Annotated in this window: 20 protein-coding genes; 8 read left to right on the forward strand and 12 right to left on the reverse strand. The window is 69.6% G+C overall.

Going from position 1 to position 22,108, the window contains the following annotated elements; genetic code table 11:
• Position 1 precedes the first annotated feature (1 nt).
• From ACPT94_RS39640 to ACPT94_RS39660, 5 genes are all read left to right on the forward strand, one after another.
• Positions 2-232, forward strand: a complete 231-nt coding sequence (locus ACPT94_RS39640) for a DUF6199 family natural product biosynthesis protein (RefSeq protein WP_360345571.1) — start codon at positions 2-4, stop codon at positions 230-232.
• Between the two features lie 191 nt (positions 233-423).
• Positions 424-945, forward strand: a complete 522-nt coding sequence (locus ACPT94_RS39645) for a hypothetical protein (RefSeq protein ID WP_425247988.1) — start codon at positions 424-426, stop codon at positions 943-945.
• Positions 945-3,248: a hypothetical protein gene (locus ACPT94_RS39650; protein ID WP_425247989.1), complete on the forward strand. Its 2,304-nt coding sequence runs from the start codon at positions 945-947 to the stop codon at positions 3,246-3,248. The genes ACPT94_RS39645 and ACPT94_RS39650 overlap by 1 nt, the downstream gene beginning before the upstream one ends.
• Positions 3,249-3,270: 22 nt before the next feature.
• Positions 3,271-3,828, forward strand: coding sequence for a hypothetical protein (locus ACPT94_RS39655; protein WP_360345566.1), 558 nt, complete (start codon positions 3,271-3,273; stop codon positions 3,826-3,828).
• A gap of 366 nt (positions 3,829-4,194) precedes the next feature.
• Entirely contained in the window at positions 4,195-5,184 is a 990-nt protein-coding gene (locus ACPT94_RS39660; RefSeq protein ID WP_360345564.1) for a hypothetical protein, read from the forward strand.
• A 106-nt stretch (positions 5,185-5,290) separates the two neighbouring features.
• On the opposite strand, the gene ACPT94_RS39665 is transcribed toward ACPT94_RS39660, so the two are convergent.
• The 12 genes from ACPT94_RS39665 to eccB form a co-directional block, all read right to left on the reverse strand.
• Positions 5,291-5,593 (reverse strand): WXG100 family type VII secretion target, encoded by a 303-nt coding sequence (locus tag ACPT94_RS39665; protein WP_360345562.1) that lies wholly within the window; start codon positions 5,591-5,593, stop codon positions 5,291-5,293.
• Between the two features lie 79 nt (positions 5,594-5,672).
• Complete coding sequence (locus tag ACPT94_RS39670) at positions 5,673-6,011, reverse strand: WXG100 family type VII secretion target (RefSeq protein WP_360345560.1); 339 nt, start codon at positions 6,009-6,011, stop codon at positions 5,673-5,675.
• Positions 6,012-6,128: 117 nt separating this feature from the next.
• Positions 6,129-7,307: a S8 family serine peptidase gene (locus ACPT94_RS39675; protein ID WP_425247990.1), complete on the reverse strand. Its 1,179-nt coding sequence runs from the start codon at positions 7,305-7,307 to the stop codon at positions 6,129-6,131.
• 124 nt (positions 7,308-7,431) lie between these two features.
• Positions 7,432-9,147, reverse strand: coding sequence for a hypothetical protein (locus ACPT94_RS39680; RefSeq protein ID WP_425247991.1), 1,716 nt, complete (start codon positions 9,145-9,147; stop codon positions 7,432-7,434).
• Positions 9,147-9,581: a DUF2563 family protein gene (locus ACPT94_RS39685; RefSeq protein WP_360345554.1), complete on the reverse strand. Its 435-nt coding sequence runs from the start codon at positions 9,579-9,581 to the stop codon at positions 9,147-9,149. Before ACPT94_RS39685 ends, ACPT94_RS39680 begins: the two co-directional genes overlap by 1 nt.
• A 176-nt stretch (positions 9,582-9,757) precedes the next feature.
• On the reverse strand, positions 9,758-10,258 hold the full coding sequence (locus ACPT94_RS39690; RefSeq protein WP_360345552.1) for a hypothetical protein: 501 nt from the start codon (positions 10,256-10,258) through the stop codon (positions 9,758-9,760).
• 10 nt (positions 10,259-10,268) lie between these two features.
• On the reverse strand, positions 10,269-11,222 hold the full coding sequence (locus ACPT94_RS39695) for a hypothetical protein (RefSeq protein ID WP_425247992.1): 954 nt from the start codon (positions 11,220-11,222) through the stop codon (positions 10,269-10,271).
• A gap of 315 nt (positions 11,223-11,537) precedes the next feature.
• Complete coding sequence (locus tag ACPT94_RS39700; RefSeq protein ID WP_360345548.1) at positions 11,538-11,840, reverse strand: DUF6317 family protein; 303 nt, start codon at positions 11,838-11,840, stop codon at positions 11,538-11,540.
• A complete protein-coding gene (locus ACPT94_RS39705; RefSeq protein WP_360345546.1) occupies positions 11,840-12,352 on the reverse strand; it encodes an SAV_915 family protein in 513 nt (170 codons plus the stop codon). Before ACPT94_RS39705 ends, ACPT94_RS39700 begins: the two co-directional genes overlap by 1 nt.
• A gap of 237 nt (positions 12,353-12,589) precedes the next feature.
• Positions 12,590-13,198, reverse strand: coding sequence for a hypothetical protein (locus tag ACPT94_RS39710; protein ID WP_360345544.1), 609 nt, complete (start codon positions 13,196-13,198; stop codon positions 12,590-12,592).
• Positions 13,186-14,436 carry a type VII secretion-associated serine protease mycosin gene (mycP, locus tag ACPT94_RS39715; RefSeq protein ID WP_360345542.1) on the reverse strand — a complete coding sequence of 417 codons (1,251 nt, stop codon included), beginning with the start codon at positions 14,434-14,436 and terminating at the stop codon, positions 13,186-13,188. Before mycP ends, ACPT94_RS39710 begins: the two co-directional genes overlap by 13 nt.
• Before the next feature lie 14 nt (positions 14,437-14,450).
• Positions 14,451-15,977 (reverse strand): type VII secretion protein EccB, encoded by a 1,527-nt coding sequence (eccB, locus tag ACPT94_RS39720; RefSeq protein ID WP_360345540.1) that lies wholly within the window; start codon positions 15,975-15,977, stop codon positions 14,451-14,453.
• 197 nt (positions 15,978-16,174) lie between these two features.
• Between eccB and eccE the strand changes: the two genes are divergently transcribed.
• The 3 genes from eccE to ACPT94_RS39735 all read left to right on the forward strand — a co-directional run bounded on the left by eccE (position 16,175) and on the right by ACPT94_RS39735 (position 22,016).
• Positions 16,175-17,491 (forward strand): type VII secretion protein EccE, encoded by a 1,317-nt coding sequence (gene eccE, locus ACPT94_RS39725; protein WP_360345538.1) that lies wholly within the window; start codon positions 16,175-16,177, stop codon positions 17,489-17,491.
• Between the two features lie 5 nt (positions 17,492-17,496).
• Complete coding sequence (locus ACPT94_RS39730; RefSeq protein WP_360345536.1) at positions 17,497-18,264, forward strand: hypothetical protein; 768 nt, start codon at positions 17,497-17,499, stop codon at positions 18,262-18,264.
• Between the two features lie 290 nt (positions 18,265-18,554).
• Positions 18,555-22,016, forward strand: coding sequence for an SCO5717 family growth-regulating ATPase (locus ACPT94_RS39735; protein WP_425247993.1), 3,462 nt, complete (start codon positions 18,555-18,557; stop codon positions 22,014-22,016).
• Positions 22,017-22,108: the final 92 nt, after the last annotated feature.

The following is a 22,108-nucleotide window of genomic DNA, read 5'->3' on the forward strand; positions in this document are numbered from 1 at the left end:
GATGGTCGGTGTGGGGATCTTCCTTCTCCTGTTGGCCGGGGTGCTCGCCGGGCTCGGAGCGGCCGACCAGCGGGCGCTGTGGTGGCGGTTCCAGGCCCGGCGGTTCCGGGATCCGGAGGCGAACGAACCGTCGGACTCGGAGTACCGGTCGAAGCGGATCGTGGCGTTCATGTGCGCCGCGCTCATGGTGGGCATGGCCGTGTGGACGTTCTCACTGGCTGCCCAGATGTGAGAGGCGGTCGCATCACAGGGGCACGCTCTGCGCTGTCAAGCCGCCCTCCAGTGATTTGTGGAAAGTATGGTGAGATCCGTGAACTCGCTTGAATCGAGCTCACGGATCTGGCCTGTTGGTAGCCGACAGGAACGCCCGCCCGATGCGCGGGCTTTGACGGGGACACGGGGACACGGGGAAGGGGCACGCGCATGGCGTGGGACGAATGGGAACAGCTCAAGGCGGAGGCGGCCTCGGGCGGCGCGCCCCACATGCAGCTGAACCAGCTGGATCCCGGCAGCGGCCCTGTACGCCCCGCGCCGGACCCCGGTCAGTACGGCGAGCTCAGGGCGAACCAGACCGACCTGGCGAACATCGGCAGCCACGCCTTCGATCTCTACAACGACCTCTGGGACAAAGGGCGGCGGGCGGTCCCCACGAGCGAGAGTGCCGCCGGCGTCCTCAGCAAGGGGGGCTTCGCCCTGGGCAGCGCGCTGCAGCATGTCGCGCTCCGCTGGGACGAGCAGTTGGGCTCCCTCAGGGACGCGTGCGCGCACATCTCGAACCACATGACCGTCACGAAGAAGCTGCACGCCGACGACGACCACTACATCCGCCGCCAGATGAGCAGCATCGACGTGCTGGACGCGGGCTTCGACGAACGCGTCGGCAAACCCGGCGAGCCGAACTCGGTGTACGGCGAGAAGGATGACAAGAAGGGCAAGAAGGACTGATGGATCTCGACGCCCTCCGGAACATCGACTTCGCTCTGCTCGACGACGCCGTCGACGACTGGTCCACGATGGTCGGCGACCTGGAAACACTGATGGAGTCCGCCGAGAAGGGCCTCCACGGCGCCGCCAACAAGGCCAACTGGGCGGGTTACAACGCCACGGTGTCGAAGGAGTTCATCGGCAAGACGGCCGGCGAGTTCACGGACGCCCACAGCCAGGCCTCGTCCATCCACAAGATCCTCAGGGACACCCGGGACGAGCTGAAGAAATACAAGGGGCAACTCGACGACGCCCTGGAGCGAGCCCGCCAGAAGCACCTCACGGTGATCGGCTACGAGGGCGGCTTCACCGTCACGTCCAACGTCCCGCCGGAGGGGCGGGCCCAGCAGGATCAGGACAACAAGGGCGAGATCACCGCGCTGCGCGACGAGATCCAGAAGATCCTGGAGCAGGCCACCACGAGCGACACGTCGGCCGGCACCGTCCTGATGGCCATCGCCGACCAGAGCAGGCTGGGGTTCTCGGACGTGGACTACGACGACCGGGACGAGGCCGCCGAGGCGCTCAAGAAGGCCGACGAGCTGGCCGAGCTGGCCAAGAAGGATCCCGAGGATCTCACGACTGCGCAGTTCGACCGGCTCAACGCCGGCCTCAAGGACTATGGGAAGGACCCCCTGTTCGCCGAGCGGTTCGCCACGGATCTCGGCCCGCAGAAGACCCTGGAGTTCTGGACGGGAGTCACGAGCCCGTACACCAACTCCCATGTGTTCCGCGATCGTCTCGAACAACTTGACGACATGCAGCGGAACCTCGGCCTCACCCTCGCCACCGCCTCCCAGAGCGACTCCGCCGCGATGACGGACTGGAAGAACAACGTGATCGGCCTCGGCGAGAAGCGTATCGGCGGATCCAACGGGCCCATGGGCTTCCAGGTCATGAGCAACCTCATGCGGGCCGGGGACTACGACGACGAGTTCCTGAACCGGTACGGCACCGAGCTCATGGCGACCGAGCGGAAACTGACCGGCAACGGTGAACGGCAGAACCTTGCCTGGAGCTTCGGCGGAGCCGCCGGCACCACGCAGTACCTGAACCGCATAGGCGAGGACAGCGGGTCCGATCCGCTGACGGGATTCCTGAAAGGACTCTCCAACAGCCCTGACGCCGCGACCCAGTTCTTCAACGAGGAGTACATCTCGAAGGACAATCCGGACAACCCCTTCGAGCGGGACTCGGACGACGAAAACGACTACAAGGGGAAAGTCACTCTGTCCAACTTCCAGTACCTGTTCGAGGAACGGGACTGGCCTCAGGAGACGGACTCCCACGGAGACGATCTTCACACCGGGCAGAACAATCTGGCGCTGGCGTTGGAGGCGGCCACCACGGGTCACCCTGCGGGCGAGTTGCCGACGCCGGACACGCCCGCCCACAACAAGGAGCAGGCGAAGCTCTTCGAGAGCCTCGTTTCATCGATCTCGGACGACACCGGACGGCTCACCGACCACGGCTACATGTCCGACAGCATCGGACAAATCACGTCGGAGTATCTCCCGGACATCAATCGGGCGATGACGGACGACGCCGACGCAGACACGAACAGGCTGTTCCCGGTGGCCGGAACTGCCGCCACGCTCAACCACAGGGACGTCACGGCGCTGCTCGTTTCCGTCGGGCAGAACCCTGAAGGCTACGCAGCCGTCGAAGTGGCGAACAAGGACTACATGGCAAACCTGATGGACTACCACATGAACCCGAATCTGGCAGCGGGCGACCGGTACTCCAATGACACACAGTTCGCCATCGAGCAGCTTGCCCACGGTTCGGGCGAGATCTCGGGAACACTCGCCATCGGACGTCAGGAGGCAGTCGCCGGCCCCGCCAAGGAATCCGACGACGCCTACGACGATTCCGTCGCCCAGTGGAAGAACGCTGTCTCAGGCGGTGTCGGAACGGGTATCGGCGTCGGCGTCACGTTCATCGCGAGCCCGGTGGGCGGAGCTGTGGCCGGCGGCGCGGCCAGCACTGTCAGCAGCATGATCCTCGAGGAACTGTTCCAGAACGCAGAGGGCCATGCGCAGGATGACGCCGGAGCCGTCATCGGAGAGAAATGGGAAAGCGGCCTCGAGACGAACTCCGCGTACACCGAGCGGGCTGCCGAACTCGCTGCCAAGGCGCACAACCGGACCGACCTGCAGGACAACAGCATCGATGAAAGAGCGCGCGCGGCGGCGCAGGACGGCTTCCGGGACGCGGGGACGAACACCGAATACATGGCACCACACCTCAAGACCGATATCTGACCCCATGCGAGAGGGACTCTCCTTGTTCCGCCTGCGACCGAACCAACCCGCACGAATCGTCCGAGCTTCGGTCACCCTGGCGCTGACCGGCGCGCTGGCTCTCTCCGCGTGCTCAGGCGGAGGCGGAGAAGAGGAAAAGAAGTACACGACCCCCAGCGCCCTCTGCGGAATCTCACTGGACCCCGAGCTGCTCGACGCCTTCCTGCCAGGGGGTGATTCCCTTTCCGTGAAGCCTTCATCTCCCAACGGCGGGACCAAACGGTGTGACGTGAGCGTCGATGGCGAACTCTCTGTTCGGCAGATCCGGACCTGGTGGAGCAACGGGGAGAGCGCATCCACGGTCGCCGCCGGATACGACAGGATGGACGACGGCCAGGTGACGGACGACGGCCGTTATCTCTACTCGGGCACGGGTGCGGTAGGGAAGACCACGGCGTCGTGCAAGTCCTCGGATCATCCCGATCAGACTCTGTTCGCCGTGATCCAGGTGTTCGCCCCCGATCACTCCGACACCGGCGCGATGAAGAAACTGATCGCGGCCTATACCAAGGCGCTCGAGGACTCCGGCGAGTGCCGCTGAACCGCCCCGGTTCGAGGGAGGTTGCAGGCTGTCCCGAGTGGGTGGAGTCGAGTTCTCTGCCTTGCACCCTTCTGGAGCGGATCATCCGCGGTGACGGGTCAGTCCGACCGGGGAGAGGCAGTGCCTACGGGGACGGGGCAAAGGATGCCGACTACAACTCTGCGATTTACATAAGGACGCACTGTACGAAGCGGCCATCCTGGTTTCTGTCACCGCGCTCACGACACTTTGCCATACAGAATTCATGAAGCACCTCCCCCCCTTCACCGAAGAGGTCCAGAAATCAGACGAATGCGCGACGGGCGCACAACAGTGAACAATAGACGCGTCACAGTCTTGCGCCGAATAGCACAATACTCTATTGCATTGCTGGCAGTCGCCTTCGCTGCAGGCTATGGATGGTACCAAATAAGCGACACCGGCAAAGGCTGGCGCTATGAGGACAAACTGGCCACATATTGCGACGGGTTGATCCCCTATAACGAGTCGGCCGTCTTCACCGGTCTGAACACAGAAGTCGGCTTGCAGTCAGACAAGCACTACGGCTACGGCAGCCACGGATACAACTACTGCAAAGTCGCCGACATGGCGCTGACCATCACCCTGGTGCCCGACGATGCTGTCGGGTCCGGCTCGGGCGCCTCTGTAGTGTTCAAGGAATTGCAGGCCAGCCCTTCGGACAACGTTCCAGTAGCCCTCGGAGGTGGCTGGTACGGCTATACGGACCTGCGTAATACCAGTGTCGTGCTGCCCTGTAACAACAAATCTGCTTCAGTCGTCGTTTCCATTGACGGCGACGAGTCGCACGAAAATCCCAGCGAGGCTCGCGCCATGGGTGAGTTGGCAGCCGCGACCGCCCGAAACGCGGCCGACCGCTGGTCCTGCAAGTCCAATTACGGAGGACGAATCTCCAAGATTTCATCAGCGCCGACTGAGCAGCGCTCCGCAGGTGCTGCTACAAAGTCTTGTAAGAGCATCCCGACTCCTGAAGACGAGGGCATCGACTGGATCAAGGAGTCGGACGCATCCGGCACCACCCCCCTGGAGGAGTGCGTGCTGGGCGAGTCCAAGGCGCGCGACGAGCCCTTGTACTACCTCAAGGCTTCATTCGGGCCCTATGCCCAGGGACTGCGATCGACGACTGATGAACCAGACGCGCTGAACGCCGATACTGGGGTGAGCAGACATCAGGCGTGGGCAACCGCAGCATGCCCCGGCGCATCTCGGGCGGTCTTCTCGATCTACGCGACGGAGTACGCCGATCCACAGCAGAGCTTTCTGCTCTCCGCTTTGCGTGCGTTCGCCGAGCAATCGGCCGTGCGGCACGGCTGCACGGATGTGAAGCTGCCAAGGTGAATCGCTCGCACCGCATTCGCACTCGAGCCATCCGAACGACGCGGATACAGCACAGGGTGGGCACCTCCCGTGCGTGCCCACCCTGATTCTGTGAAGTGCTGTGCCTCTACTGGAAGTAGCTGGCGCCCTTCAGGTCGCCGCCCCGGTAGTCACCGCCGGCGGTGTGGACCAGCTTCGAGATCTGCAGCAGTGCCGCGTGGATGCCGCGGGCGTGCGTGTCCCACTGGCCGGCCTTCTTCTGGAACTCGCCGAACGCCTCGCCGCCCCAGCCCGCGGACACGTTGAGCACGGCCTGCTTCAGGGCCTCGAGGTCGTCCTCGAGCTTCTTGGCCTGGTCGCCGAGCTCGGTGGCAAGCGCGTCCATGGTGCCGTAGGTGACGGCAAGCTCGTCGTAGTGGACTCCGGACATGGTTCCCTCGTTTCTTTGAAGATTTCAGCCGGACACCGCAGCCCGGACAGTGGTGCGGCGCAGTGCCGCCAATGGCTCGTCAGTAGCTGTTCAGCGCCGAGGTCTTGCCGCCGAGGTCGTCGACCTGGATCTTGGTCATGTCGGCCTCGATCTGGTCTTCGAGGTTGCGCTTGTCCGTCCGGTTCATGTGGATGCCCTCGAGGAAGTCGTCCAGCATCTTGCCGATCGCGACCATGTGGCCGTTGATCTCCGTCTGCTTCGCGTTGAACGACATGGCGCCCTGGCCCGTCCAGTTCTTCTCGATCATGTCGATCGTTCCCTGGAGCTTCGCGAGCGACTGACGGATGTTGTCGTAGCGATCGATGACTTCCGTCTGAAGCTTCTGTACGTCGCCTTCATTGAGCTTGCGGTCGACCATTTCGGCACTCCTTTTCGTGAGAGCTGTGGTTCGTTTCCGCGCGTCCCCGAGTGGTGCCGCGCTGATCGCCGTACTCGGGTGTCAGGCCTGAGTCGTGCGTAGGTCGTGCGTGAGTCGTCAAGCTCCTCGCCGTGAACGGATCACCGCGAAGGCTCCGCCCCCGATCACCAGAACAGCTCCTGCGGCTCCGAGGGCCACCCACATCGTGGTGTTGTCGGAGGATTCCGAGCTTGATCCTGCCGCCGAAGTCCGGCCGCCTGTAGTGTCCTTGGGCGCTTGTGACGAGGTTGATGCGGAAGCGGACGGCTTGGCGCCCGTGGCGTCAGTGACGCCGGTCGCGTTCTCCTTGGCGAGCGGGTCGGTGCCCGCCGAACCCGGGTTGAACTTGCTGTTCTCCAGCACCTTGCGGGGGCGGATCAGCCCGTAACCGAGGTACGTGCTCGGGTCGTCCTTCGCCCAGTCACGTCCGGCCGTGTCGATCAGGCTGGCGAGGACCTGGTTGGCGGTCCAGTCGGGGTGCGCGGACCAGATGAGGGCGGCGGAAGCGGAGGCTATGGCGGTGGCTTGGCTGGTGCCCTGGCCGGTGCAGTACGAACGGAATGTGTTGTCGCACCACCTGGGCACGTCCACGCCAGGGGAGGCCAGGTCGACGTAGTTGCCGTACTCTGAGAACTTCCCGACCGTGCCGGACTTGTCTGAAGCCGCGACGCCGACTACGTAGGGATAGGCGGCTGGATATCCGATGAAGTTCTTTTCTTGGGCGTCATTTCCGGTACCGGCGATCATCAACTTGCCCTTGGATTGAGCATACTTGAATGCTTCGCGATCCTTTGGGTTGTCAATGCCGCCTGTAAAGGACATACTGATGATTTTGACATCGCTATCAGCAATTGCCCTGATCACATCCGCCAGTTCAGGCGCTCTTTTCCTCTCGCTCTCATTCTTCATGGCCTTCATGGCGAGCCTATATGGAACGATCTTTGCCCCCGGAGCGAGTCCCTTGAGACCGCCACCGGCACCGGTACCGGCGATCAGTTCTGCCATGCTCGTCCCATGGCCCTCGTAGTCCTCAGTCGCCTTGTAGCCGACGGCTTTCGGCACCTCGCCAGCGAGCACCTGCCCCTTCAGAGAGGGAGTGTTGGGGTTGACTCCCGTGTCGACAACGGCCACCTTGACGCCCTTGCCGGTGCTCACCTTCCACATCTCGTCGGCCTTCATCGCCGACAGGTACCACTGCTGGGACTGGACGTCGGCGGCCGCCGCACTCGGAGCCAGACCTGCTGAGAGTACGGCCAAGGCGCCAAGCGCTGAGCAGACGGCGGAAACCCGTCTTCCGTTCCGTCCCGCGAAGGGCGAGCCCCACCCGCCGCGTCGACTGATCCCTGCCACCATGCCTCTGTCTGTCCTCGCTCTTGTCCGGTCAGTCGGTCGACGACGCTCCGTCACGCCGGTCGTCTCGGCGTGAACGCGCCTGGCCACCCTGATTGCCCGCAGCGCCACGCATCGCGCCGCCGGTGCCGCCGGGCGTATGTCCGCCGTTCCGGGGCCCGGATGCTCGACCCTTCGGCGTTCCGACGACACCGTCAGGGCTGCCGACGGGACGGCGAGACTGCTGTCCCGCGCCGGTCGTCGAGGCGGGCGCCCCGATCACTCCACGCTGACCGGGCCTCTCGCCTGTGGCACGCGAGGTGGGTGCGCCCTCACCGCCAATGACCGTGCCGCGCGGCACCCGGGAGCCATTGGAGCCAGGGGTGGCCCCAGTGACAGGCCTCCCGCCGACAACGCCGTCGGTGGTACGCCCCACACCGGCGCGTCCGGTGACGGTACGCCCGGGGTTCGCGGCGCCCATGCCAGTAACCGGACCGCGCGTGCCCCCACCGGCCTGCTGGGCAGCCGGGCCGCCAGCCCTCGGCACTCCGCCGAACACGCCTCGCCCCATAGGGCCGGCGGTACGACCACCTCCCTGCCCTGGTGCTGCGGCGCGTCCCACAGGTCCCACGGGACCAGTTCCCGCACGCCCCGCCGGGGTGCCGGTCGGCATGCCGCCAACTTGCCCCTGTGCCGAGGTAGGAGTCCTGGTTGTGGGCACGCCACCGAACCCTGAGGTGCGCCCGGCCTGGCCTCGCACAGCAGGAGGTGCCGCGACGGGGGCAAACGGTGGTGCCGCTCCCACCGGAGTGACGTTGGGACCTGTCGTCGACGGCGATGTGACGGGCGCCGGCTTCATGGTCTCCTGCGGCGGCAACGTACCGACGCTGTCGATCTCTGTGCCGACGTGCCGTTCCGGAGACGTCACAGACTCATCCGCGGTTTTGTGGGATGACCGCAAGTCTTCCGCACCTGATCGCACAGTTCCAGAGTCCACAGAGTGATGACGCGTGGTTCCAGAATCGCTTACAGGCCGTAGGGACCCGGAGCCAGCCGGGTCAGCCGGATCAATCGGCGACCATCCCGGCGGCGGCTCCGGCACCCCCGCATCCGGCATCTTCGGAAACACCGGCTCCTCAGCCGTCTGCATCATCCCGCCCGACACCGTGTAGAACGACGCCAACCGGTACATCTGGTTGATGGCTTCCTGCCGGTGGCTCTCCGCCTTCACCGCCGCCGTGTACTCGTCGTTGCTGTCGACCCGCTTGGCCTCGGGGATGTCGTCGACCTTCTTGGGGTCGGTGCGGGTGTCGCGGGGCGGCATGGACTTGCGTACGGAGGCGAGGCCGGAGCTCGCGGCGAGGACCTGCGTGCCCACCACGTCGGCGTAGTTGGCGAGGTCGTAGGCCGTGCTGACCAGGTCGTTGCCCCAGGTGGAGAACGCGGTGTGGGCCTCGCCCTCCCAGTCGACGTCGCCCAGGTTGAGGCTGAGTTCCTCGGCGGCCTTCGTGATGGCGTCGCGGGCGGCGACGAGGGCCGTGCCCGCGGACTCCACGAGTTCCGGGTTCGAGGACTCGACGATGTCGATCATCTCGTTGAGGTCGTAACCCTCGAAGCTGGTCTTGCCGAAGTGGAGACCCCGGTTCGGCCCCCAAGGGTTGATGATCTTGGTCATATCCATGACCACGTCGAGCGTGCCGTTCTGCTGGGCGGCCTCCTGGCGTTCCGCCTTGTACGGGTCCGGCTGCTTGTTCTTGTCGCCGCTCATCAGTACCCCGCGTCAGTGTGGTCGGCGTTGTTGTCGCGCTTGATCTGCTCGTTCAGCATCTCGTCGCGTTCCTGGTTGACCTCGGCGCGGATCTCGTGGAACCGGTAGCGAAGGTCCTCTTCGAGGTTGTCGAAGGTCACGTCCACGCCGTGGACGGCGATCTGCATCGCCTCCAGTTGGAGGCCGAGCGACTTGGAGAGCGCCGTGATGCGCTCGTGAACGCGCTCGTACTCCAGGTGGAGCGCCTTCGCTTCCGGGAAGTTCCCCATGCCGAACGCGGTCTGCGACAGGCTGTGCGTGCCGACCTTGGACGAGCCTCCGGCCGACTCTTCGAAGTCCTTGAGCAGGTCGTCCACGCGCTTCTTGAAGGTCGAAAGCGCCATGAGACCACGCCGTACGTCGGCGGCTCCCCCGCCCATGTCTGCAGGAAGCACGAAGCTTTCCCTCCCCGTTGTCCGTTGCCTGTCCTGAGCAGCCCACGCCCCTCAAGCGTTCATGACCGCAACATGACCACTCTAATGACTTCCACCGACAGTCCCAACTGCCATATGCAACAGCCTTGCTACTGCGGATCGAAGCTTCACTGATTCTTCACGGCAGGCAAGGGACCTCACCTGGTGCCCTGCTCCTCCATCCACCGCCGGGCCCCGACCTCGCTGGGGTACTCGCGCACGGTGAGCCAGGCGGTCAGCCAGCCGACGACATACGCGGCGAACGCCGGCATCACGGGGGCGGCGAGGAGGACGAGGCCGCGGCCTGCCGCGACCCGGCCGGGGGCGCGCCTGTTGTGGTCCAGTTTGGCCGCTCGGGTCTGCTCGGGAGTGGGCGGGTGGAGGAGGGCTTCGCGGTGGCTACGGCGCTGTTTGGTCCAGCCCCAGATCAGGGCCGCGCCGGACGCGATCGCCTGTGTCCAGTTCCACACCGTGCGCACGGTCGGCGACCACTCGCTGGTGAACCCTCGATAGAGGCTGAGCGCGAAGAAGCAGAAGAAGGCCGCCACGACGATGACGAAGGCGGTCGTGCGGGCGCGGCACAGCCAGTAGAGCGGACCCCGCTCGTACCAGGTGGTGCCGAGCTTCGGCAGGGCGGGGACGGGGACAGGCGATCCCATGGCGGTTGCCTCAGAAGATGCTCGTGACGCCATGCCAGATGTCCTTCCCCAGTCGTACGACGTCGTCGCCCGTCTCCGTGGCGACGTTCCCGGCGCCGTGCAGCAGCCCGCCGACCACACCGTGGTCGTGGATGTCCTCACTCCAGTGCTCGTGGAAGGAGTGGTCGAGGACGTCCGTCGCGAGGATCGCCGTCCCCACGCCGACCGCGGCCACCGCGACGGCACCCTCGACGGGCAAGGCAGCCGTCACGGCAGCGCCGACGGCCACGCCGCCGACGGCGGCTCCGACGTCGACGGTGACGGAGTGCTGCCAGGACCAGCCCTTGTCGTGGTCGTCCTTCGCCTCGACCAGCCCGCAGGCGGCGGCCGCGGCGACGTCCAGTACCGGGATCTCCCTGAGGAACTCCGGTAGTTTCGCCACGCCTTCGCCCAGGCGCAGCGCATCGGCCGCGTCGGCCAGCTTCACGTTGAGGGCGCGGTCGTACGGGAGGGCCGTACTGCCGTGGTCGGCGCGGGCGATGGCGTCCTCCAGCGAGTCGACCTTCATGACCGCGTCGCGATAGCCGCTCTTGGCGGGAAGCCCGTCGGGCAGCGCGCGGCCCGCCTTCTGGAACGCCCTTCGCTCCGCCCGCAGTTCCTTCTTGGCGGCCCGCTCCTCGGCCTTGGCGCCGTCGATCAGCTCGCGGGCGTGCCGGCCGCCGGCCCGGGCGTCCTCGGCGTCGTAGGCGTACAGGCCGCGCAGGGCGTCGGCGATGGTGATCTTGTCTCCGGTGGACACCGGGGCCGTGACCTGTGCGTAGAGGCCGCGCAGTCCGTCCGCCGCGACCAGCCGTGCGTGCTGGGCGGTGTGCAGGATCTCGTCGCGGACCTTGCCGTACTCGTCGAGGGCGGCGATCGTCCTCTCGTCGTCGGCGCTGGGCGGGTTCGCGGTGAGGATCTCCAGCGGCACGCCCTTGTCGCCCATGGGCACGCCCTTGCGGGTGGCGACGTGTTCGGCGTTCTGCAGGGCCGTCTCGCAGGCGGAGAGCGACGAGCGTGTCGAGGATGTCGCCTGCGGAGTGCACGAGGGTGGCGAAGGCGCCTGCGGTCAGCGCGTCCTCGCTCCAGGTGGCGCGGAAGGTCTCGGCGGCCTCGCCCTTCCAGTTCGTGTCACCCACCAGCCGTTCGACGGCCTGTCCGAGCGGATGGACGACGTCCTCCAGTTTCTGCTTGGCGTTCTTGTACGTCTCGGTCATCGTGCGCAGTCCGCCGATGTCACCGCCCACCCAGCTGTCGGCCATCAGCCGTCACCCGCCATCAGGTCCTCGAAGAGTCCGTGTACGTCGATGTCGTGCCGTTGGAAGGAGTCGTGGGCGTGGGTCACCTTGTCGCCGTGGTCGTCCAGGCGGTCGGCGAAGCCGATGTGCAGGGCGACGATGAGGTCGGCGACCTCCTTGACGGCGTGGTCGAGGCCGGCGTCGCCGCCGCTGACGACGGGCGGGGCGACGTCGGAGTGCAGCGCGCGGTAGTTGACGGCCTCGTCGTGGAAGGTCCTGGACATGGCGGCGAGATCGCTCAGGACCGCCTTGAAGTCGACCGGCATCAGCGGACCTCCCGCGCGTAGGAGGACAGGTCGGCCGGACGCCAGTTGGGACGGCCGGCGGCGATGCGCGGGTCGAGGCGCACCGTGACGCCCTGCTCGCGCACGCCCTCGGCCAGCGGGCCGAGAGAGGTGACGACCCAGGGCTGGGCCTCGCCGAGCGCGGCGACGAGGGCGTGGAGCGTGGTGAAGGCGAGGGCCACGGTGCCGTCGGTGGGGTGCTCGAAGAGCTCGTACGTGATGAAGGGGACGCGGGAGGGGGTGGTGGCGTCGGACGGGGCCGGGGTGGTGACGTAGCGGGGGTGCGCCGGGACGAACACGGGTGTGTGGTAAGCCGGGACGCCGGGTTCGGGGGCGGCCGGGCGCGCGGGCGGTTCGGGAGCCCGCACGTTCTCGGCGTAGTCCAGCAGGCGTGATCTGCGGGGTTCCGGCGTCGCCGAGGACACCGGGACCGCGTCTGCGGGCGGCTCCGCCTCGACGTAGTCGAGAAGCCGCGAACGGATCGGTGCACCCACCGCCATCTCCTGTTCCCTGTGGGCACGTTGGCCCGTGGACGCTGTGGCGGCACCACCGTAGCCAGGGAACGATCCGGCAAATCAGGCTAATTCAGGTTGCCGGGGGTGAGGTATGCGGAACCCATACAGGTGTTTGGCTGTGGGCCGGTCCGTGCTTGACCGAGGGATGACCCGGGGAGTTCGGCCACCGCGTCCGACCGGCGTGGGCTGGGCGGCGGGCCGCCTCGACGGCGGAGGTCAGCACTCCCCGTCCCGCGTCGCCACGGCGAGCCGGTAGCCCGGGTACGTCAGCGTCCCCTCGCCTCCGGCGATGCCCGGCGGCGTGTAGTCGTGCTCCTTCGACCGGATGCGCTCGACGTGGGTGCAGTACGCGGCGTCCGCGCCGTTCGCCGTCACCGTGAAGTAGGCGTCGGCGGCGGTGTTGGCGTCTGCCGGGCTGGCGGCGACGCCCGACTCGGGGGCGTCGCCGCCGCCGTACCGGACCACCTTGTCCTCGATGAGCGTCTGGTAGTCGTCGAAGTGGAAGGGGGTGCCCGACTCGTCGGCGTAGTACCTGTAGCCGTCCAGGTCGTCCGTGGCCTGCCGCACGGCGCTGGTCAGCTCGCTGTCGTCCCAGGACGTGTCGTCGGCGACGCCGAAGCCCTGCACGCACTGGTAGATGCCGATGACGGCCAGGGTGACGAGGCTGATGCGGGCCACGACGAAGGCGGAGTCGGGCAGTTCCTCGGCGGAGGGGTTGACGCCGGCGCGCCAGGCGCGGACCCGGTCCGCCTTGACGCAGGCCATGGCGAGGAGCAGGGCGGACAGGACGAGGCCCAGGATGTTCAGCTTGGTCAGTGCGTCCACGGCCCGTCCTCCACCAGCCTGCGCCGTCGGCGCCGCGCGTCCCGGATGGCCACCGCCGTGCCGCCGAGGCCGGCGACCAGGACCGCCGCGGCCACGGCCACGTACGTGGCGAGGCGGGCGTTGCGTTCGTCGGGGGTCTCGCCGACCTGGAACTCGGCGGCGGTGGGGGCCTCCGCCTTGCCGAGGCCGCCCTGGGGAGACGGGGACTCGATGGGGTGGTCGTCCTCGGTGAGGGCGCGGACGGGGTCGACGACACCCCAGCCGACCAGGCGGTCGTGACCGGCGATGGTGCGTTCCGCGGTCTGCTCGATCTGGGCGACGATCTCGCGGGCGGTCCAGTCGGGGTGTTCGGCCTTGAGCAGCGCCGCCACGCCCGCGACGTACGGCGCCGAGAAGCTCGTGCCGTTGTCGGAGCAGTGGCCGCCCTGGGGGACCGTGGAGATCATGTCGACGCCGGGGGCCGCCACGCCGACGAAGTCGCCGGACTGGGAGAAGGAGGCGCGTTCGTTGTTGCGGTCGGAGGCGGCGACCGCGAGGACGCCGTCGTAGGAGGCGGGGTACGTCTCCTTGACGTTGCCGCCGAGGCCGTCGTTGCCGGCCGACGCCACGACGACGATCTTCCGGGCGAGGGCCTCGTCGATCGCCTTCTCCAGGTCGGGGGACGGCTTCATCGCGTTCGAGGTGTCCTGGGAGATGTTGATGACCCCGGCCTTGGCCTGGATGGCGTAGCGGATCGCGGCGGCCAGGGTGTCGGTGGTGCCGTGGCCCTCCGCGTCGTTCTGCTGGATGGGGATGATCGTCGCCTCGGGGGCCAGGCCGACGAATCCGGTGCCGCTCGTGGGGCGGGCGGCGATGATGCCGGCGACCTTGGTGCCGTGGCCGACGGTGTCGGTCGTACCGTTCTCGTTGCCCCGCTCGATCGGGTCGCCGTCCTCGTCCTTGAGGTTCTTCGGCAGCAGGTTGCGGCCGCTCTTGACGTCGACGGCGTCGGTGAGCTGCGGGTTCTTCACGTCCACGCCCGTGTCGATGACCGCCACCCGCACGCCCCTGCCCTTGGACCGGCTCCACAGCTCGTCCAGCAGGACGCGCTGCAGGGACCAGGGGCGGCCCGGGTAGAGGCCGTTGGGGAACTGGCACTGGTCCGAGTACGGCAGTTTGTCCGCGGCGGCCGCGGGGGGCGCGAGGACCGTGGTCGCGGTCAGCAGGGTCGCGGCCGCCACCAGCGTCGTACGAAGCACTGTCGCCCTCCTTCTCACGAGCCCTGCGGCTGGCGGGCCGCCGCCGTCGACAGTCGTGGGCCGGTGGGCAGGAACTCCGACCAGGCGGCGGGGATCGGCGCCGGGTCCACGTCCTTGTAGCCGAGCAGGGTCTGGGCCTGCTGGGCCTCCCGCTGCTGCTGCTCGCGCTGCTTGGCGGTGGTGCCGATGCCGGCGTCGTCCGTGGCGCTGTCGCCGTTGGACTGCAGGACGTAACGCAGGCCCGTGTCGGTGACCAGGAACACCGGGCCGGTCTTCGTCGCCTCGCCCTGGAACTGGCGGTAGAGCTGGCCGGAGCCCGGCGTGACGTAGGCGCTGGAGGAACCGGCGGGCAGCTTCTCCGGGAAGTCGGTGCCCGCCCAGGTGCTCAGAGTGGTGGCGCCCGAGTCGGCGTTCACTCCGCGCAGGACGTTGCAGATCGTGCTGCGGCTCCCCTTGGCCGCCGACGCCTCGTTGACGGGGGCCGGGTCCCCGGTCGGCCAGCGGTGCTCGGTGCCGAACGCCTTGCCCGGCACGATCGCGCCGGGGCTGACCCCACGGGCCTGACCGGCCTGGCCGAGCGGGGCCAACTCCTCGCTGAACAAGAGCAGTTGGGCGACGAAGGCGGAGACGGGGGCGACCCGGCCGGGCAGCACCACGTAGTACTGCTCCGCGTTGTTGTCCAGCGCCTTGAGCACCATGCCGACCTTGTCGGTCGCCTCGTCCAGCTGGCCGGGCGCGCCGGCCGCGTCACCCGGCTGACCGGTGATGTCCGGGAAGGTGATCGGGTCGCCCTGGTGCAGGGTGGCCAGCCATTCCGACGACACCCGCTGGGGCTGCCGACCCGAGCCGACCACGGCGCGCAGCAGCAGTTCGTCGCTCTTGTCCACGGGGTACGCGGTGCCGCCCGCGTCCACGACGTAGCGCTTGCCGTCCGGGTCGGCCACGTAGAGCAGCTGGCCGCCGCTGAGGCGGCCCTTGCCGTCGGTCGCCTTCATGTCGCGGGAGGACAGGACCAGTGCGGCCTTCTGGACGGAGTCGCCGCCGCCCGCGCTCGGGCGCTCGCAGACCGCCCAGCGCTTCGTGGTGCCGGCTTCGGACGCCGAGGGGAGGCGGTCGGGCGCGTAGGGGATGCCGATGGTGACGCCGTGCGGGATCTTGCCGTTGTCGAGGACGGACTCGGCGACGGTCACGACGTCGCCCTTGCCGGCTTCGAGGAGCAGCTTCGCGGAGGCCATGTTGAGGACCGGGTGGAGCTGGACCTCGCCGTCGGTCTTCAGGACGACGTAGCGGGTGGTCGACTTGCTGGCGATGATCACCTTGGCGTTGGGTTCGTCCCAGCCCTTCGGAGCGGTGGGTTTGAACATGCCCCAGGCCCCGAAGACCGCCATGACGATCACGCCGACGATGATGCCCGGCAGGATCGCGCGCAGCGGCCGCGGCGCTCCCTCCTCCGAGCCGTCGGGCGACGACTGCAGGAAGGCCGCGAGCATACGGCGCTTCGCGAAGGTGTAGGCATTGAGCTGATCGCGCCGGGATGCCATCTGTCTCTGTCTCTCCCCGTTTTCCGTCCTGGCCGCACCAGCGGGGCCACGGTCCCCCGCCCTCGATGTCAGAGCGGCCCCCTACTATGCCTGGTATCCGCGGGGACTTGGGGAGCGGGTAGGGTTCCCGGGCCGTCAAGTGCCCTGTGCGGTGCTGGAATGCGGGCGAGTCGTGAGCAGAACGGGGGGATGGAGTGATGGCTTCGGGAACGCGCGAACGCTCCGGTGGCCGATCGCGGACACGGGGCTCCTCGGCGCCCCGGCCGGAGGCACGGCAGCGGCCTGCGGCGTCGGGCGCGCTCCATCTGAAGGCGCGTTCGGGGCAGGGCGGGGCATTCCGGCTGCAACGCCTCGTCCTGTGGGAGATCGCGGCGGCCGTCCTGCTCGTCGGCTGGGTGATCGACCCGGTGGCCCTGGCGGTGGCCGGCGTCGTCGCCGTCGTGCTGGTGGTGCTCTCCGTCGCGCGCCGCCGCGGCCGCTCTCTTCCCGAATGGCTGGCGACGGCACGGGCGTTGAAGGTCCGGCGCCGGCTGGCCGAGAAGCTGGAGATACCGCCCGGGACCGAGCCGGGCTTCGGTCCGGCCCTGGAGTGCGACCCGAGCCTGCGGACGTACACCTACGGCGGCCGTGACCGGCGGCCCGTCGGCATCGTCGGCGACGGCACGTTCGTCACCGCCGTCCTTCAGGTGGAGGCGGACGCGACCGCGCTGCGGGCCGAGCGCAACCGGCAGCCGCTGCCTCTCGCCCTGGTGCACGACGCGCTCGACGTGGACGGCATCCGTCTGGAGTCCGCGCAGGTCGTGCTGCACACCCAGCCCGCGCCCGCGCTGCATCTGCCGCCGCAGTCGGTGGCCGTGTCCAACTACGCGCCCCTGCAGGAGCAGACCGGCGCACCGGCCGTGCGCATCACATGGATCGCGCTGAAGCTGGATCCGGAGCTGTGTCCGGAGGCCGTGGCGGTGCGCGGCGGCGGTCTGGTCGGAGCGCAGAAGTGCGTGGTGCGGGCGGCCGACCATCTCGCGAGCCGGCTGACCGGGGCCGGGTTCCGCGCGACCGTCCTGGACGAGGAGCAGCTGACGGCCGCGATCGCCACGTCGGTCTGCGCCAACCCGCTGGTGACGGCGGAGGCCGGACGCACCGGGGCGGTCGACCGGCGGACGGAGGAGACCGGCCGGAGCTGGCGCTGCGACAACCGCCGGCACACCACGTACTGGCTGCGCCGGTGGCCCTCGCTGGGCAGCCGCGACGCTCCCTCGCTGCCGCAGTTCATCGCCCTGGTCACGGCGGTCCCGGCGCTCGCCACGACCTTCAGTGTCACCCTCGCCCGCGGTGACCGGCAGGAGGTGTCCCTCTCCGCGCACATCCGGGTGACGGGGCGCAGCGACGACGAACTCGTGGCGGCCCGGCGCGCGGTGCAGGGCGCGGCCCGGCACACCGGCGCGGGCCTCGCCCGCCTCGACCGGGAACAGGTGCCCGGCATCCTGGCCACTCTGCCCCTCGGAGGTGTTCGGTGACGGCGATGACGACTCGGGCGGCCTCCGCTCCCGGCGAGCCGGAGCCCTCCGCCGGCCGACGGGGCGGCCGGTCGCTGCGCAGCGGCTTCGGTCTGCTCGGTCCGCGGCACGCCCGCCACTCGGTGTCCCTGGACCAGTTGGCCGGGCTCGCGCTGCCCATCGGGGACGACGGTGTCGTCATCGGTGTCGACGCCGAGGGACGGCCCGCGGTGCTGGGCCTCAACCGGCCCACGCCGTACGACGTCGTCCTCATCGGCGGTCTGTGGACCGCGCAGGTCCTCGCGTTGAGAGCGGCGGCGACCGGGGCGCGCGTGGCCGTGGAGACGGGGCGGCCGCAGGCATGGGTGCAGATGGTGCACGCCATGGGCGGCGGGCAGAACGGCCTTGCGGTGTACGACGTCGGCCGGGTGCCCCCGCAGGGCGCCTCGGCGGGTACGCCCGTGCTGGTGGTGCGGGACTGCGGTATGCGCCCGCCGCGCGGACGCGTCGCCTCCGGGCCCTGGCAGGCCGTGCTGACCCTGCTGCCGTATCTCAGCCCGGTCGCCCCCCGGCTTCTGCGGCAGGCCCGGCTGGTCGGCGTGCAGCGGATCTCGCCGGACGAGGCCACGGAGTTGGGCCGTGCGCTGGCGCTGCCCCGGGGGGACGTGGAGGCCCTGCCCACGCTGGCCGACGGCTTCACGCTGTGGTGCGCCGACCGCGACCGGCAGTACGTGATGACGCAGCCGACGGATGCGGAGATCGGGCTGCTGGGGACGCCTCGGCGGATGGACTGAGGGAGCTTCTCCCTGTCTTTGTACGGCACTTGGGACGTTATGGCCGGTTTGCCGAGCGGGGTGACCGGCGTGATGGACTGGTGCCGAGGGGTGGGCGGGCCTGCCCGGCTGGGGCGCCCGGCGATTAGGCTGGTGCGGGGCGCGATGCCGGAAACCGTGGGGTGGGTGTCGATGTCTCCGGCCAGGGCCGGCACGTCGGACGACCTCGGACGGCCTCAAAACCACTTCGTACGACGAGAAATGGTCGCCCCGGCACGGCATGAGGGTGCTCGACCACACCAGGAGGAACTGTGAGCAGCGATCGGGACGGGATGCGCGGGGGCTGGGCGACACCCGGCGATGACCAGCCCGACGCGGAGTCCGCCATCGAGACGACGGGCGAGTTCACCATCGACTACGCGCCGCCTGCTTGGTACACGCAGAACGCGGCCGGGGGGTCGGGCGCGGGGGACGCCTCGGGCCCGGGCTCGGGGGCGCCCTCGGGCGACGGTTCGGGTGCGGACCCTCGCTCCTCCGGGCCGACGGCGGCACCGCACGCGCCCCACGCGCCGGCGAGCGGCTTCCCTGTCGGCGGTCCGGTTCCGGGGGTTGCTCCCCCCGCCCATGCGAACGGGGCGCACGGGGCGCCGTTCACACCGCCGGTGGCGCCGGGTCCCGGCGCACCGTTCACACCTCCTGCTTCTGCTCCTGCCGCTCCCGCTCAGGGAGCGCCTTTCACACCGCCTGCACCCCCCGCGCCGCCCGCGGCTCCCACCGGCGGGCCCGTAGGCGTGCCCGGGTTGCCGGCGGACGGTGGGTTCCAGCCGCAGCAGGCGCCGGCCACGGGACCGGCCGCGGACTTCCAGGGCCAGTGGGGGGCCGCGGGGGCTTCCGCCGCGGCACCGGCTTCCGCGCCTGCGGAGACGCCGGCTCCCGTGACGCCCCCCGCCGCCGAGGAGGAGGACGCCGCCGAGAACGGGGACCTGGAGAGCGGTGCCACCATGCGCTTCTCGCCGGTCGCCCTCAAGCGGCAGATCGCGGAGCAGGCGGCTGCGGCGCAGACCGCGCCCGACGAGGCCGACGGGGAGACCGAGGACGGGTCGCCTCAGGCCACCGGCGAGGTTTCGGCGGAGGCCGCCGAGCCCCACGGGGAAGGCGCACCTGACGGGGCAGGCGCAGTCGACGCGGCTGCGGCCGCTGACGCCCCGTCGGATGCCGACGCGGATGCCGGTCGTGCGGCCGACTCGGGGGACGGCGACGTGGAGAGCGCGTCCGCCGAGGGCGACGGTGTGGGTGGATCCGCCGTGTCCGCGGAGGCCGAAAGCGAGACGAGCGACGCCGACGGCGCGTCCGCCGGAGGCGACGGCGCGGAGATCTCCGAGGCCGAGGAGGCCGTGTCCGGCGACGCCGGGGAGGCAGAGCCCCAGAACGCTGCTCCCGTCGCGGAAAACGCCGTTGCGGAGGGGGACTCCGCCGGCGACGAGCCGTCGGGCGAGGTACCGACGGCCGAACCGGCGGATGCTGCCGCGCCGGACGCCGAGCCGCCGAGCGCCGTTCCCTCGGCCCCGCCCGCCTGGACTCCCCCGCCGGCCCCGCAGAACGGTGTGCCGCCGCTGCCGCCGTCGTACCAGCCTGCCGCGCCGGCACCGGCGGCCCAGTGGCCGGCCCAGCCGCAGCAGGCGGACCCCGCGGCGGCCGCGGCGGCACAGCAGCCGCCCGCGCCGCCCGCCTGGAACCCGCCGCCCTCCGCACCGACCCCGCAGCAGCCCGGCTACGGCTTCCCGCAGCCGCCTGCCCCCCACACCCAGCCGGGCTACGGCTTCCCCCAGCCCCCCGCCCCCAACGCCCCGGCCGCACAGCAGCAACCCCCGGCACCGCAACCGCCCAACGCCCAGCCCGGCTACGGCTTCCCCCAGCCCCCGGCGCCCAACACCCCGGCCGCGCAGCAGCAGCCCCAGGCTCCGCAACCCCCTGCGCCCAACGCCCAGCCCGGCTACGGCTTCCCGCAGCCCCCCGCCCCCAACGCCCCGGCCGCACAGCAGCAACCCCCGGCACCGCAACCGCCCACCGCGCCCAACGCCCAGCCCGGCTACGGCTTCCCCCAGCCCCCGGCGCCCAACACCCCGGCCGGCTACGGCTTCCCCCAGCCCCCCGCCGGTCCCGCGCCGACGCCCCCGGCCACCCCGGGCGGCTACGGCTTCCCGCAGCCGGGCCCGAACCCGGCGGCTCCACCTGCCACCCCCGACGCCCAGGCGGAGTCGGCCCCGTCGGCTGCTCAGCCGCCCACCGGCCCCACCGCGCCCGGCGGTTACGGCTTCCCGCAGCCCCCGACGCCGCAGGCGCCCCAGGCGCACCCCGGCATCCCGCAGCAGGCCGACGGCAGCCAGGCTCCCCCATTCCCCCAGCCCCCCGCTGACCCCCGCGCCGGCGCCGCCTGGCCGCAGCCGATCCAGCACGACCAGCGGCAGCCGGTCAACCCGAGTGCCGCACCGCTGGGTTACACCGCGGCGGTGGAGCTGTCCTCCGACCGGCTGCTCAACAACAAGAAGCAGAAGGCGAAGAGCAGCCGCCCGGCGGTCGGCGGCGGCCGGTTCAAGCTGGGTGGGAAGAAGGAAGAGGCCGAGCGGCAGCGGAAGCTGGAGCTGATCCGCACACCCGTGCTGTCCTGCTACCGGATCGCCGTCATCAGTCTCAAGGGCGGCGTCGGCAAGACGACCACCACCACCGCGCTCGGCTCCACGCTCGCCACCGAGCGGCAGGACAAGATCCTCGCCATCGACGCCAACCCGGACGCCGGCACCCTCGGCCGCCGGGTGCGGCGGGAGACCGGGGCCACCATCCGTGACCTCGTCCAGGCGATCCCGTACCTCAACTCGTACATGGACATCCGGCGGTTCACCTCCCAGGCCCCCTCCGGCCTGGAGATCATCGCCAACGACGTCGACCCGGCCGTCTCGACGACCTTCAACGACGAGGACTACCGGCGCGCGATCGACGTGCTCGGCAAGCAGTACCCGGTCATCCTGACCGACTCGGGCACGGGTCTGCTCTACAGCGCCATGCGCGGGGTGCTGGACCTCGCCGACCAGCTCATCATCATCTCGACGCCGTCGGTCGACGGCGCGAGCAGCGCCAGTACGACGCTGGACTGGCTGTCGGCGCACGGGTACGCCGAGCTCGTCTCGCGGTCCCTCACGGTCATCTCGGGTGTCCGCGAGACCGGCAAGATGATCAAGGTTGAGGACATCGTCGCGCACTTCGAGACCCGGTGCCGTGGCGTGGTCGTCGTTCCCTTCGACGAGCACCTGGCCGCCGGCGCGGAGGTCGACCTCGACATGATGCGGCCGAAGGTCCGGGAGGCGTATTTCAACCTCGCGGCGATGGTCGCGGAGGACTTCGTCCGGCACCAGCAGATGCACGGCTTGTGGACCAACGACGGCAACCCGCCGCCGGTCGCCGCCCCGCCCATGCCCGGCCAGCCGTTCCCCGGCCAGCCCTACCCTCCGCAGCAGGCGGGACAGGCTTATCCGCAGCCGGGCCAGCAGCCGTATCCCCCGCAGGGACAGCCCCAGCAGCCCCAGCCAGGACAGCCCTATCCCCCGCAGGGACAGCCGCAGATGCCGCAGCCCGGTCAGCCGTTCCCGCAGCAGGCCCAGCCCGGTCAGCCCTACCCGCAGCAGCCGCAGCCCGGACAGAGCCCCGCGGGCTACCCGCAGCCTCCGCAGGGCCCCGAGGGCCAGACGCCGCCTCCTCCCCCGCCCCCGCAGCAGTAGCCGCACAGTGAAAGGGGGGGCGGGGGGCGGCCGCCCCCCCCCCCCCCTTGCGGTGTGAACGCCCAAACCGCGCACCCACCCCCCCCCCCACC

The sequence above is a fragment of the Streptomyces aurantiaciflavus genome (assembly GCF_049808595.1).
Classification (GTDB): Bacteria; Actinomycetota; Actinomycetes; order Streptomycetales; family Streptomycetaceae; genus Streptomyces.